The following is a 13,093-nucleotide window of genomic DNA, read 5'->3' as shown; positions in this document are numbered from 1 at the left end:
ACGGTTCCGATTCGGCCAAGACTCCACGAAGCGTCTTGCGCCACCCCTTCGGCGTTGACTAGACCACATCGGATGACCACCCCCGCCGGCCACTGTTTCCGCGTCCTCGGGCTGCTGTCGGGCACGTCCGTGGACGGGATCGACGTCGCGGTCGCCGAAATCCGCGACGACAACGGGACAGTCGTCCTCACCCCGCTCGGCGAACTCGACGTGCCTTATCCCCCCGACCTCCGCACGGATCTCCTCGACGCGCTCCCGCCGCGGCCGAGCAGCGCGCGGCAGCTGACCATCCTCGACACCCGGGTCGGCCAGGCGTTCGCGGACGCGGCCGCGCGCGGGATCGCCGCGTACGGGCCGGTGGACGTGATCGCCTCGCTCGGCCAGACCGTTTATCACTGGGTCGAGAACGGCGTCGCGCTCGGCACGCTCCAGCTCGGCCAGCCGGCGTGGATCGCCGAGCGCACGGGGGTGCCGGTGATCGCCGACCTCCGCATCCGCGACATCACCGCGGGCGGCCAGGGCGCACCGCTGGCGAGCACGCTCGACGCGATGTGGCTGCGCGGCCTCGCCGAGGAGACCGGTGCTCCGGTGGCCGCGCTCAACCTCGGCGGCATCGCGAACATCACCGTGGTCACGCAGACCGACAAGGTGCTCGCGTACGACACCGGCCCGGCCAACGCGTTGCTCGATCTCGCCGCCGCCCATGTCAGCGACGGCAAGCTGTCCGCCGACGTCGACGGACGGCTCGCGCTCGCCGGTTCAGTCCGGAAAGACCTGCTCGACCGGCTGCTCGCCGACCCCTATTTCGCCGCCCCTGCCCCGAAATCCACTGGCAAAGAGCACTTCCACGGCGGATACCTTGACGCAGCCCTGTCCGGACTGCCGCCGTTGTCCCCGGAGGATCTGCTGGCCACGCTCACCGAACTGACTGCCGCGACGGTCGCCGCGGAATGCCGGCGGCACGGCGTCGCGACCGTCATCGCGTCCGGCGGCGGCGTCGCGAATCCGGCCACGATGGCCGCGCTGGCCCGGCTTCTGCCCGACGGCGCGCTCCGCACCAGCGACGACCTCGGCCTCCCCGGCTCCGGCAAAGAGGCTTACCTGACCGCGTTGCTCGGCTGGCTGAGCTGGTGCGGCGTCCCCGCGACGCTGCCCTCTGCCACCGGCGCGAGCGGTCCCCGCCTGCTCGGCGCGCTGACGCCGGGCGCGGCTCCCCTGAATCTCCCCGCCCCGCTGGGGGGCGCCGCGACCCGGCTCCGGGTCGCGAAATCCGGGCAATCACGGTAGGAGAACCCCATGAATCCAGTCGATCTGGTGATCGTCATCGTGTATCTCGCGGCGATGCCGGTCATCGGCGTGCTGATCGGGCGCAGACAGAAGTCCGCGAACGACTACTTCGTCGGCGAGCGCAGCATGCCGTGGTGGGCGGTCACGCTCTCCGTGGTGGCCACCGAGACGTCCACGCTCACCGTGATCTCCACGCCCGGGCTCGTGTTCGGCAGCGCCTTCCTGTTCCTGGAAGTGGCTTTCGGCTACATCATCGGCCGCGTGATCGCCGCGTTCGTGCTGCTGCCGCGCTACTTCCGCGGCAACTACGTGAGCGCGTACGAATTCCTCGGCCGCCGCTTCGGGCGCGGGCTGCAGGGCACCGCGTCGGTCACCTTCGTGGTGACGCGGCTGCTCGCCGAGGGGCTGCGGCTGTTCGCCGGGGCGATCCCGATCAAGGCGATCCTCAGCCACTACGGCATCCACACCGAGTACTGGCACATCGTCGTGCTGCTGACCTTGCTCACCGTGATCTACGCGTTCGTCGGCGGCATCAAGTCGGTGATCTGGGTCGACGTCATCCAGTGGTCGCTCTACATCCTCGGCGCGATCGGCGCGGTGATCTTCCTGTCCACGAAGCTGCCGTCCGGCTGGACGCAGATCGCTTCGAGCCAGGGCCGGTTCCAGCTCACCGACTTCGCGTCGAACCTGCTGACCAACCCGTACGCGTTCCTCTGCGCGGTGGTCGGCGGCGCGTTCCTGTCGATGGCTTCGCACGGCGCGGACCAGCTGATCGTCGGACGGCTGCTGTCGTGCCGGAACCTGCGCGACGGCCAGCGCGCGCTGATCGGCTCGTCCATCGTGGTGTTCATCCAGTTCGCGCTGTTCCTGCTCGTCGGCGCGATGCTGTGGGTCTACACCGGCGGCAAGACCGGCTCGACGGCCACCGCGGTCGCGGCCGGGAAGATGTCCGGCGACGACGTGTTCTCCAACTTCATCGTCAACGACCTGCCGGTCGGCCTGGCCGGGCTGCTGATCGCCGGCATCCTCGCCTCGACCATGGGCGCGCTCGCGTCCGCGCTCAACGCGCTGTCCACCTCCACCATCGCCGACCTCTACCAGCGGTTCACGCACAAGTCGATCGAGGACGCCAAGCTGCTCCGGCACGGTCGCATGTGGACACTCATCTGGGCGGCGGTGTTCGCGGTCTTCGCCTCGATGTTCACGAACTCGAAGGACCCGGTGATCCAGCAGGGCCTCGGGATCGTCGGCTACACCTACGGCGCGCTGCTCGGCTCGTTCTTCCTCGGCCTGCTGGTGCGCAAGGCCCGCCAGTCCGACGCGGTGATCGCGTTCGCCTGCTCGGTGGTCGGGATGGCGTTCCTGATCCTGTTCGTGAAATTCGACAAGGCGACGACCGAGGTGCACATCCACTTCGGCGCGGCGACGAAGACGCTCGTGCCGCTGGCGACGTACTGGTACACGTTCGCCGGGGTGCTGATCACGTTGGTGGTGGGCGGGCTGCTGTCGCTGCGGCGGCGTGGGGCGGACCCGAACGTCGAGAAGCTCGAAGAACCTGCGGAGAGCGCGGCGTGACGGCTTGTGCGTACCTAGGCCGGTTAGCGCGGACACCGTGCTGACTGCCTGCGGTGGCGAGCGCCCCAATGTGGCATTGGGTGCATCTGACGCACCCAATGTGGCGTTCGGTGCGTTGAGCGCACCCAATGCCACATTGGGGCGCGCACAAGGTCGTTACGGCTGGGTGTAGAAGACCAGGCCGTCCTTGTCGCAGCCGATCCGCCCGCTGCCCTGCGCGCCGGTGTCGGCCATGCACCGCCAGCCGCTCACGTTCAACACGTGCGCGGTGCCCTCGGCTTTCTTGGGCGCGTCCTGGAAGTACTGGGTGATCACGTCGATCGCTTCGGTGCAGCCAGGACGGCCCGCCTTGGTCTCGGTGGCGATCAGGCCCACCTTGCCGTTCGGCGCGTCGATCGGGCCGCAGTCGACCGGCGGGCCGACCGTTTCGCCGGTGTCCGGGCCGCTGCTCGCGGACGGGTCGGGGCTGGCCGTCTTGCCCGGGGACGCGGCCGGGGCGCTCGACTGCGCGGACGTGACAGTGAGCGGGACCGACGGCGGAGAGGAGACGGAACCGGCCTGGTCAGCGCTCCCGTCGCACGCCGCGACCAGCACGCCCAGCGAGAGAATCGACGCCGCGGCAACCATCGTGCGCGTGAACCGCATGAACACAGTCCTCCCTGAGGCAGCCGCCGATCGGCCAAGATCACCCTAATCGGTGACACCCGGGACGGCAGTGTGGCGGCGATTCTCCGCGAAACGGCCCGGCTTCCCGAGGGAAGCCGGGCCGTCGCGGGAAATCCGTCAGCGGATGACGACCTGCCGCACGTGCACGAAGTTCAGGTCGGCGCCCTGCCAGTGGCCGAGACTGGCCTGGCCGCCGTCCCAGTACAGGGTGACCGAGTTGTTGCCGGAGTCGACCCGGGTGACGCCGCCCAGGTCCACGTACACCGCGCCGGAATTGGCGAAGCAGGCGACATCGCTGCCGTCCCACGGGTTTCCGCCCGCGAGGCGCAGCTGGACGAAGTCGGTGCGGCCGTTGCAGGCGACCCGGTCGGTGGCGAACGCCTGACCGGCCGGAACGGTGACGGCCAGCGCGAGCGCCGCGGCGCCGCCGATCGCGAGTCTCTTGACGAGTGAAGGCATGATCGCTGTGGAACCTTTCTCCCAGTGCTGCCTTGAAGGTGAGCCCGGCCCGCGGGAAACCGCGCCGCCGGACGAGATCGACCGTGCCAGCAGCGGGCCTCGCCTGGACACTCGTCGCGTCCGCTTCTACCCGTTCGTACCCGGGGTGCGAGAGAAACGGACCTCGCTCAGACAGCCTTGCCGTGGAACGAAAGTCCCTTGCTGCCGCAGAAAATCTGCTTGCTGCCGCCGTTTCCGCCGTCGTAGCCGCAGTTCCAGCCGTCGACGTCGAGGAAGCGCCCGGTGCCCTGCGCCTTGGTCGGCGCCTGGGCGAGGTAGTCGGACATCACGTCGATCGCCTCGGTGCAGCCGACTGTTCCGGCGGGCATCGCCTCGGTCACCACGTCGACCTTGCCGCCGGGGCCGTCGATCGGCCCGCAGTCCGCGCCGTTGCCGAGTTCGCCCTTGCCCGGCAAGCGGTCGCTGGGCTGCTGCTTGGCCGGGGTCGGGTGCGGCTTGGGCTTGCTCGCGTGCGTCGGCGCCTGCGCCTGAGTGGACGGCGCGGGCGTGGCGGAAGAACTCGGTGCTGCCACCGACGAAGCGGTCGGCGCGGCGGAGAGCGAACTCTGCACCGCCGCGGCTTGCCCGGCTTGCGAACCGCCGCCGCACGCGGCGACTGCCAGCGCAACGCCGAGCATCGAACCGGAAATCAGGGTGCGGGCCACCATGGTGCGCATTGTCGAATCCCCTCCAGGATGCGTTGCTTTCGAACACCCCTGAAGACGTGCGGGCAGGGCGGCAGTTGGCCGATCGGACGGCTGTCCGGTCAGGCCTGCCCGTTCGGGCAGGATCGCCCCGGACGGCGCAACCCCGTTCAGGAAGCCGGGACCGGTTCCTCGTCCGCCGCGCGCAGCCGCTGCGAGATCACCTTGGTGATGCCGTCGCCCTGCATGCTCACGCCGTACAGCGCGTCGGCGATCTCCATGGTCGGCTTCTGGTGCGTGATGATGATCAGCTGCGACGAATCGCGCAGCTGCTCCAGCAGGCCGATCAGCCGGCGCATGTTGGTGTCGTCCAGCGCCGCCTCGACCTCGTCCATCACGTAGAACGGCGATGGGCGGGCACGGAAGATCGCGACCAGCATGCCAACCGCGACCAGCGACTTCTCGCCACCGGACAGCAGCGACAGCCGCTTGACCTTCTTGCCCGGCGGGCGCGCCTCGACGTCCACGCCGGTGGCGAGCAGGTCGTTCGGCTCGGTGAGCACCATCCGGCCCTCGCCGCCGGGGAACAGCACGCCGAAGACGGTCTCGAACTCGCGCGCCACGTCGGCGTAGGCCGAGGCGAAGACCTCCAGGATCTTCTCGTCGACCTGCTTGATGACGGCCTCGAGGTCCTTGCGGGTGTCCTTGAGGTCTTCCAGCTGGGTGGACAGGAACTTGTACCGCTCCTCCAGCGCCGCGAATTCCTCCAGCGCCAGCGGGTTCACCTTGCCCAGCAGCGTCAGGTCCTTCTCCGCGCGCTTGGCGCGGCGGGCCTGGGTGTCGCGGTCGAACGGCATCGGCGGCGGCTGCGTGACGTCCTCGCCGCGCTCCTTGGCCGCCTCGTACTCGGCCATCTCGCCCGCGCTCGGCGGCACCGGCACGTCCGGGCCGTACTCCTCGACCAGGTCCGCCAGCCCGATGCCGAAGTCCTCGGCGATCTTGGCTTCCAGCGTCTCCAGCCGCAGCTTCTGCTCCGCGCGCAGCACCTCGTCGCGGTGCACGGCGTCGGTCAGCTTCTCCAGTTCGCCGGACAGCTCGCGCACCTTCGCGCGCACCGCAGTGAGCGCGGTTTCGCGGGTTTGGCGCTGTGCCTGGGCTTCGTCGCGCTCGGCGGCCGCGCGCTGCACCGAGATCTCGATGCGCTCCAACGCGAACTCACCGGCGTTCACGACCGCGTTCGCGATTTCCGCGCCGCGCTCGCGCGCTTCCCGGGCCTTGGCCGCGCGCTCGCGAGCCTGCTGCTCGGCGTAAGCCGCGCGGCGCAACGATTCCGCGCGCCCGGCGATGCTGCGCGCGCGCTCCTCTGCGGTGCGCTGCGCGAGCCGCGCTTCGACTTCTTCCTGCCGCACCACGGCGAGCTGCTCGGCGGCCTCGTCGCGCTCGGCGGTGTCCGGGTCGTCCTCGACCGGCTGCTCGGCGACCGCGGCGAGCCGTTCTTCCAGCTCTGCCAACTGTTCCAGCGCGTGCTCGCGGCTCTGCTCGACCTTCGCGCGCTGCTGGGTCAGCCGTTCGACCTCGGCCTGCGCGGACCGCGCGGCCTGCTGCAACCGGTTGAGCCGCTCGGACGAACGGGCCTTGCGCACCTTGGCGTCGCCGAGCGCGTCCTTCGCCTGGCCGACCTCTTCGCGCCGAGACTGCTGCTCGGCGCGCGCGCCTTCCAGCTCCGCGGAGTACTGCTCCAGCGCACGTTCGGCCGTGCGCAAGCGTTCCTGCGCCTCGTCGACCGCCGCCTGGACCTCGATCACGCTCTCGCGGGCGGCGGAACCACCGGCGATCCAGTTGGCCCCGAAGACATCGCCCTCGGCGGTGACCGCTCGCACCTGCGGGTGCTGGGCCACGAGCTGCCGCGCGACGTCCAGATCCGGCACCAGCGCGAGCCGGTCCAGCGCCTTCTCGACCGCGGGACGCAGCTGCTCCGGCGCGTTGACGACCTCGCGAGCCCAGCGCGCGCCATAGGGCAGCATCGGCCACGAGCTGGTGTCCACAGTGGACCCAGCGCTGACCGGAACGATCCCCGCGCGGCCGGAATCGGTGTCCTTCAAGTACTTCAGCGCCGACAGCGCGTTCTCGCCGCCGGACACCGCGACCGCGTCGGCCACCGGCCCGAGCGCGGCAGCCAGCGCGACCTCATGGCCCGGCTGCACAGTGAGCAAAGCGGCGACCGAACCGAGCAGGCCCGGCAATTCCGCGGACGCACCGAGCAATGCGCCCGCGCCGTCCTTGCGCTTGAGCCCCATCGACAGCGCCTCGACGCGCGCCTTCTCCGACGCGATCTCGCGCTCCGAACCGCGCTCTGCCTTCACCAGCTCTTCGACGCGGGCCTTGGCGGCGTTGTTCGCCTCCACCGCGCGGTCGTGGCGCTGCTGCAGGTCGGCGTCGTCGGATTCCTCCGTGCCGCCAACGGCTTTGGCTTCTTCCAGCTCCTCGACCGCGATCTCGGCACGCTCGGCGGCTTCCTGCAGACCAACCGTCAGCCGGTCGACTTCTTCCGCGGTCGCGCCGTTCTTGCTGCGCAGCGCTTCGACCTGACCGGTCAGCTTCGCCATGCCCTCACGACGGTCGGCGATCGCCCGGACCGCGGCCCAGTGCGCGCGCTCCGCGGCCTGCACCCGCTGTTCGAGATCTTCCCGGCGCAGCACGGTTTCCGCGAGAAGTTCGCGGGCCTCCATGACCGCCTCGGTCAGCTCCTGCTCGCGCTCCGCGGCCTGCTCAGCCTCGGCGAGCAGCTCCTCCGGGTCGCGGCCGCCAGTGGGCGCGGAGACGTCGGAAGAAAGGTGCCGCTGACGCTCCACTGCCAGCCGCACGGTGCCGCGCAGCCGTTCCGTGAGCGCCGACAGCTTGTACCAAGTCTCCTGCGCGATCTGCAGCCGCGGCGCGTCCTCGGCGAGCGACGCCTCCAGCTCGGTTTCCTCGGCGGACACGATTTCCAGTGCCTGCTCGACTTCGGCGCGACGCTGCCGGGCGGTGCGTTCGTCAGCCTCGTCGCGCTGGATGGATTCGCGCTGGGTGACCAGGTCGTCGGCGAACAGCCGGAGCCGGGCGTCGCGCAGGTCGGACTGCACCGACTGGGCCTTGCGCGCGATCTCGGCCTGCTTGCCCAGCGGTTTCAGCTGGCGGCGCAGCTCGGTGGTGAGGTCGGTGAGCCGGTCGAGGTTGCCCTGCATGTTGTTGAGCTTGCGCAGGGTCTGCTCTTTGCGCTTGCGGTGCTTGAGGACGCCGGCGGCCTCCTCGATGAACGCGCGCCGCTCCTCGGGCTTCGACTCCAGGATCGCCGAGAGCTGGCCCTGGCCGACGATGACGTGCATCTCGCGGCCGATGCCGGAGTCCGACAGCAGTTCCTGGACGTCCATCAGGCGGCAGCGGTCGCCGTTGATCTCGTACTCGCTCGCGCCGTCGCGGAACATCCGGCGGGTGATGGAGACCTCGGCGTACTCGATCGGCAGCGCGCCGTCGGCGTTGTCGATGGTGAGCGTGACCTCGGCGCGGCCGAGCGGCGCGCGGCCCGCGGTGCCGGCGAAGATGACGTCTTCCATCTTGCCGCCGCGCAGGTCCTTCGCGCCCTGGGTGCCCATGACCCAGCGCAGCGCGTCGAGGACGTTCGACTTTCCGGAGCCGTTCGGGCCGACCACGCAGGTGATGCCGGGTTCGAAGCGCAGCGTGGTCGCCGAGGCGAAGGACTTGAAGCCCTTGAGCGTCAGGCTTTTCAGGTGCACGTGCTGCCGACCCCTCTTGGCCACGGGTACTGGATGGCTACCGGTTCCCCCGGTTCGGGACAGGCTACCCGGGGGTTCTCGAGCGCGGCGGGAGGCCAGGCCGCCCGGGCGCGCCTAGCACAGGTCCGACCGCCCCGGCAACCCCAAGCACCCCATCAGCCGCAGCCGCCCCGCCCGGCTCAGCGTTCGAGGAATCCTTCGAGCCCGCCCTTCGCGGCGGTCCAGCGTTCAACTACCTGATCCACTCGTCCGGGTGAGGTTCGCGAGCGCAGCGCGGCCAGCAGTTGCCCACAGTGGTCCCGGCTACCCTCAGCGACGACCTCAACACGCCCGTCCGGGAGATTCCTGGCGAATCCGGTCAACCCGAGCTCGAGCGCCCGGCTCCGGGTCCACCAGCGAAAACCGACTCCCTGCACCTGCCCGTGCACCCAGGCTGCCAGCCGGACGGGCGTTTCCTGCTCGTTCACCGGCCCCATCCTGCCGCACGCCCCCGGCTGCGGACCGTGACGGCCCGGTCCCTCGGTCGCGCGAACGGGTCCTGAGCAGTGATAACCTCCCGCCTGGCATCCGGGGCCGGAGCCCCGCTCCCCCGTGCCGCCCCTCGACTTGAGCGTTGACTCTCCTAAGGAGCCTGCATGTCCCGTCCCGACGGGCCTGAACCAAGCTCAGCGTCGCCCGAGATCGCGGTGAGCGCTGCCCCCACCGCTCCGCCGAAGGGCGCGAGCGGGCGGCTGAGCCGCTCCGGCTACGCGATCCTGGGCGTCAGCGGCCTCGTGGTCGCGACGGCCTTCGCCGCGGTCGCCGAACTGGCCGGCCCCGGCTCGGTCACCGACACCGCGACGAACAGCACCGGCGGCGGCCAGGGCGGGCTGCAGGGCAGCTCGCAGGTCGTCGTCCCGGGCAACGCCGTCCCCGGCGGCCCGATGACCGTCCCCGGCTCGCCGACGCCCGGCCAGACCGCCTCGCCGACGCCGACCACCGTGGTGGGCGTGGGTCCGGACGGGAAGCCGACCACGAGCGTGCTCACTCCGCCGCCGAACGCCGGTCAGCCCGGCGGGCAACCGGGCGGCCAGGTTCCGCCGCCGGGCGGCACCACGTCCGAACGCAGCGACCCGCCGACCCACCCGGGCGGCGGAACGACGTCGCCGCCGACGCACACGGTGACCCCGCCGACGTCGACCTCGTCCGACCCGACCCCGCCGTCGTCCTCGGACAGCACGTCGCCGAAGCCCCCGCCGGGCAGCAGCTCGACCGGCGGCGAGCCGTCGTCCTCGCCGAGCGTGTCCACTTCGGACTCCGGCCCGACGAGGTCCACAACCCGCTGAAAGTCGTGAGGGGAACCCTGAGGGAATCTGATTCCCTCAGGGTTCCCCTCACGGCTTTTCGGCCAGGTCAGGCTTCGAAGCGGTACCCCATCCCCGGCTCCGTCAGCAAATGCCGCGGCCGGGAAGGTTCCGGTTCCAGCTTCCGCCGCAACTGCGCCAGATACACCCGCAGATAATGGGATTCCGTCTCATACGACGGCCCCCACACCTCGTGCAGCAGCTGCTTCTGCGCCACCAACCGGCCCCGGTTGCGCACCAGCAGTTCCAAGACTCCCCACTCGGTCTTGGTCAGGTGCACCTCGCGGCCCTCGCGCAGGACCTTCTTCGCCGCCAGGTCGATCGTGAACGATCCGGTGTCCACCACGGCTTCCGCGCCGTCCGTGCCCGCCACCGACGAACGTCGCACCGCGGCCCGCAATCGCGCCAGCAGTTCGTCCATTCCGAACGGTTTCGTCACGTAATCGTCGGCGCCCGCGTCGAGCGCCTGCACCTTGTCCGCCGAATCGCCGCGCGCGGACAGGACGATGATCGGCACCGTGGTCCAGCCGCGCAGGCCCGCGATCACTTCGGTGCCATCGAGATCAGGCAGGCCGAGGTCCAGCACTACCACGTCGGGTTTCGTTTCGGCGACCGCTTTCAGCGCGGCGGTGCCGTCGTGTGCGGTGATCACCTTGTACCCGCGCGCGTTGAGGTTGATCCGCAGCGCCCGCACGATCTGCGGTTCATCGTCGACGACCAGCACCGTCGCCATGGGGTCGGCAGTCATCGCGCCACGCCCTCCTCAGCCGATTCAGCTTCCACCAATTCCCGGCCGGTACAGGCCGGCAGCGAGATCACCACCGTCAACCCTCCGCCTGGAGTGTCCTCGGCGCGAACCGTACCGCCCATCGCCTCGGTGAAACCCTTCGCGACGGACAGCCCCAGCCCCACGCCCGGCGTCGAGTCGCGGTCCCCGCCCAGCCGCTGGAACGGCGCGAACGCGGATTCCGCGGCGCCCTTCCGCAGGCCTTTGCCGTGGTCGACGATCCGCAGCTCCACGAACTCCGAATGCGCGCTCGCCCGGGCCGAAACGTCGCCGCCGCCGTGCCGCAGCGCGTTGTCCAGGACGTTCGCGATCACCCGTTCCAGCAAGCCCGGATCCGCTTGCACCGAGGGCAATCGGGCGTCCACGAATACCTGGACGCCTTGCGTGTTGTCCACATTGGACAATGCGTGTGCGACGACCTCGTCGTAGCCGACCGGCCGCAGGTGCGGGGTGACCGCACCGGTCGCCAGCCGGGAGGAGTCGAGCAGGTTGTCGATCAGCCCGGCGAGCCGGTCCGCCGAAAGTTCCACGGCTTCCATCAGTTCCTCAGTGTCCTCATCGGACAGCGAAAGGTCCGGCGCGCGCAGGCTGCCGATCGCGGCCTTGATGGACGTGAGCGGTGTCCGCAGATCATGCCCGACCGCGGACAGCAGCGTCGTGCGCAGTTCGGTCGCCTCGGCTTTCCGCTCGGCGGCCGCCGCGGCCGCGGCCATCCGCTGTTGTCGCAAGGCGAGCAAAGCTTGTCCCGCAACGGCTTCGAGCACTCGACGGTCTGCCGCAGGGAGGGCGCGACCGCGCAGTGTCAGATGCACGTCAGCGGTCACCGCGATGTCCACATCGGCCTCGTCCGGATCAGCGCACGGCTCGCCGCCGGACAAAGCGACGTTGTCCCACTTGCCGTTGCGTTTCTCCAGCAGCGTCACGGAAGTGAGGCCGAAATTCTCCCGCACCTTCTCCAGCAGCCGCTCGATCGGGTTCGGATTGGTCAGCACGGTCCGCGCGTACGACGCCAGCAGCGACGCCTCCGTCCGCGCCCGAGCCGCCGCCACCCCCCGCCGAGCGGCGGAAGCGACGACCAAAGCCACCATCACCGCCACCACGATCATCGCGATCAGCGTCACGACGTTCTGCGGACTGTGCACGTCCAGCGTGTACAGCGGCGGCGTGAAGAAGAAATTCAGCAGCCCAGCACCGAAAATCGACGCCACCAGAGCCGGGCCGAGCCCGCCCACCAAAGCGACGATGACCGTCGAGAGCACGAAGAGGATCACGTCGGTGGAGAACTCGACCGCGTCGCGCAACAGCACACCGAGACCGGTCGCGACGACCGGCAGCAGGATGCTCAGCACCCAGCCCATCACAAGCCGCGACGGCGCCAGCGGGCTCGTGCCCAGCCGCGCCCGCAGCCGTCCGCCGGCGTAGGAGTGCGTGACCATGTGCACGTCGATCGGCCCGGACTGCTGGATCACCATCGCGCCGATGCCCTCGTCGAAAAGCCGCGCGACCCGGGACCGCCGCGACGTGCCGATCACCAGCTGGGTCGCGTTGACCCCGCGCGCGAAATCGAGCAGCGCCGTCGGCACGTCGTCGCCGACCACCGCGTGGAAGGTCGCGCCGACCTCCTCGGCCAGCGTGCGGCACCGGGCCATCGCGGTCGGCCCGAGCCCGGCGAGACCGTCGCCGCGCAGGATGTGCACGACCTGCAGTTCCGCGCCCGCCCGGTTGGCGATCCGGCTGGCGCGCCGGATCAGCGTCTCGCTTTCCGGACCGCCGGTGATCGACACGACCACCCGTTCGCGCGTCTCCCACGTATCGGTGATCTTCTGCTCGGCGCGGTACCGCTGCAGCGCGACGTCGACCTGATCGGCCACCCACAGCAGCGCCAGCTCGCGCAACGCGGTGAGGTTGCCGGGCCGGAAGTAGTTGCCCAGCGCGGCGTCGATGCGCTCGGCCGGGTAGACGTTGCCGTGCGCGAGCCGCCGCCGCAGCGCCTCCGGCGTGATGTCCACCAGCTCCAGCTGCTCCGCGCGGCGCACGACCTCGTCCGGCACGGTTTCCTGCTGGGTGACGCCGGTGATCCGCTCGACGACGTCGTTGAGGCTCTGCAGGTGCTGGACGTTGACCGTGGACAGCACGTCGATGCCCGCTTCGAGCAGCTCGTCGATGTCCTGCCAGCGTTTCTCGTGCCGCCCGCCGGGCACGTTCGTGTGCGCCAGCTCGTCCACGACGACGACCTCGGGCGCGCGGGCGAGCACCGCGTCGAGGTCCATTTCGGCGAACTCGTGCCCGCGGTGGCTGACCGTGCGCCGCGGCACGACGTCCAGCCCGTCGAGCAGGTCGGCGGTCTTCTTGCGGCCGTGCGTCTCGACCAGGCCGACGACCACGTCGGTGCCGCGGTCGAGGCGGCGGCGCGCTTCGCCGAGCATGGCGAAGGTCTTGCCGACGCCCGGAGCCGCGCCGAGGTAGATCCGCAGTTCGCCTCGGCGCGGCTTCGGGGGTGTGTCAGAGGTGCTCACTGTG

The 13,093-nt window shown here is 70.3% G+C and carries 10 protein-coding genes; 3 read left to right on the top strand and 7 right to left on the bottom strand.

Annotated features, from left to right (window positions below):
* Positions 1-72 precede the first annotated feature (72 nt).
* Positions 73-1,287 carry an anhydro-N-acetylmuramic acid kinase gene (locus ACFORO_RS42160; protein ID WP_377896759.1) on the top strand — a complete coding sequence of 405 codons (1,215 nt, stop codon included), beginning with the start codon at positions 73-75 and terminating at the stop codon, positions 1,285-1,287.
* A 9-nt stretch (positions 1,288-1,296) separates the two neighbouring features.
* On the top strand, positions 1,297-2,862 hold the full coding sequence (locus tag ACFORO_RS42155; RefSeq protein ID WP_377870308.1) for a sodium:solute symporter: 1,566 nt from the start codon (positions 1,297-1,299) through the stop codon (positions 2,860-2,862).
* A gap of 156 nt (positions 2,863-3,018) precedes the next feature.
* On the opposite strand, the gene ACFORO_RS42150 is transcribed toward ACFORO_RS42155, so the two are convergent.
* The 5 genes from ACFORO_RS42150 to ACFORO_RS42130 form a co-directional block, all read right to left on the bottom strand.
* A complete protein-coding gene (locus ACFORO_RS42150) occupies positions 3,019-3,507 on the bottom strand; it encodes a hypothetical protein (RefSeq protein WP_377870310.1) in 489 nt (162 codons plus the stop codon).
* A gap of 138 nt (positions 3,508-3,645) precedes the next feature.
* Positions 3,646-3,987 carry a beta/gamma crystallin domain-containing protein gene (locus ACFORO_RS42145; protein ID WP_354737284.1) on the bottom strand — a complete coding sequence of 114 codons (342 nt, stop codon included), beginning with the start codon at positions 3,985-3,987 and terminating at the stop codon, positions 3,646-3,648.
* Positions 3,988-4,154: 167 nt separating this feature from the next.
* Positions 4,155-4,703: a hypothetical protein gene (locus ACFORO_RS42140; protein ID WP_377870312.1), complete on the bottom strand. Its 549-nt coding sequence runs from the start codon at positions 4,701-4,703 to the stop codon at positions 4,155-4,157.
* Positions 4,704-4,840: 137 nt separating this feature from the next.
* Positions 4,841-8,443 (bottom strand): chromosome segregation protein SMC, encoded by a 3,603-nt coding sequence (gene smc, locus ACFORO_RS42135; protein WP_377870419.1) that lies wholly within the window; start codon positions 8,441-8,443, stop codon positions 4,841-4,843.
* 179 nt (positions 8,444-8,622) lie between these two features.
* The gene (locus ACFORO_RS42130) at positions 8,623-8,919 is read right to left on the bottom strand and encodes an acylphosphatase (protein WP_354737288.1); all 297 of its coding nucleotides are present in this window, start codon (positions 8,917-8,919) and stop codon (positions 8,623-8,625) included.
* Positions 8,920-9,078: 159 nt separating this feature from the next.
* On the opposite strand from ACFORO_RS42130, the gene ACFORO_RS42125 reads away from it, so the two are divergent.
* On the top strand, positions 9,079-9,768 hold the full coding sequence (locus tag ACFORO_RS42125) for a hypothetical protein (protein ID WP_377896758.1): 690 nt from the start codon (positions 9,079-9,081) through the stop codon (positions 9,766-9,768).
* Positions 9,769-9,835: 67 nt separating this feature from the next.
* Here ACFORO_RS42125 and ACFORO_RS42120 read toward each other — a convergent pair whose 3' ends face one another.
* Positions 9,836-10,534: a response regulator gene (locus ACFORO_RS42120; RefSeq protein WP_354737292.1), complete on the bottom strand. Its 699-nt coding sequence runs from the start codon at positions 10,532-10,534 to the stop codon at positions 9,836-9,838.
* On the bottom strand, positions 10,531-13,089 hold the full coding sequence (locus ACFORO_RS42115) for a sensor histidine kinase KdpD (protein ID WP_354737294.1): 2,559 nt from the start codon (positions 13,087-13,089) through the stop codon (positions 10,531-10,533). The genes ACFORO_RS42120 and ACFORO_RS42115 overlap by 4 nt, the downstream gene beginning before the upstream one ends.
* Positions 13,090-13,093: the final 4 nt, after the last annotated feature.

Source organism: Amycolatopsis halotolerans (assembly GCF_042647905.1).
In the GTDB taxonomy this organism is placed as follows: domain Bacteria; phylum Actinomycetota; class Actinomycetes; order Mycobacteriales; family Pseudonocardiaceae; genus Amycolatopsis; species Amycolatopsis halotolerans.
This window is presented reverse-complemented; position numbering and strand designations above follow the sequence as displayed.

Coding starts and splice junctions, on each gene's coding strand:
- ACFORO_RS42120 (WP_354737292.1), bottom strand. CDS start 10,534: ATGACTGCCGACCCCATGGCGACGGTGCTGGTCGTCGACGATGAACCG.
- ACFORO_RS42130 (WP_354737288.1), bottom strand. CDS start 8,919: ATGGGGCCGGTGAACGAGCAGGAAACGCCCGTCCGGCTGGCAGCCTGG.
- ACFORO_RS42145 (WP_354737284.1), bottom strand. CDS start 3,987: ATGCCTTCACTCGTCAAGAGACTCGCGATCGGCGGCGCCGCGGCGCTC.
- ACFORO_RS42140 (WP_377870312.1), bottom strand. CDS start 4,703: ATGCGCACCATGGTGGCCCGCACCCTGATTTCCGGTTCGATGCTCGGC.
- ACFORO_RS42150 (WP_377870310.1), bottom strand. CDS start 3,507: ATGCGGTTCACGCGCACGATGGTTGCCGCGGCGTCGATTCTCTCGCTG.
- ACFORO_RS42155 (WP_377870308.1), top strand. CDS start 1,297: ATGAATCCAGTCGATCTGGTGATCGTCATCGTGTATCTCGCGGCGATG.
- ACFORO_RS42160 (WP_377896759.1), top strand. CDS start 73: ATGACCACCCCCGCCGGCCACTGTTTCCGCGTCCTCGGGCTGCTGTCG.
- ACFORO_RS42125 (WP_377896758.1), top strand. CDS start 9,079: ATGTCCCGTCCCGACGGGCCTGAACCAAGCTCAGCGTCGCCCGAGATC.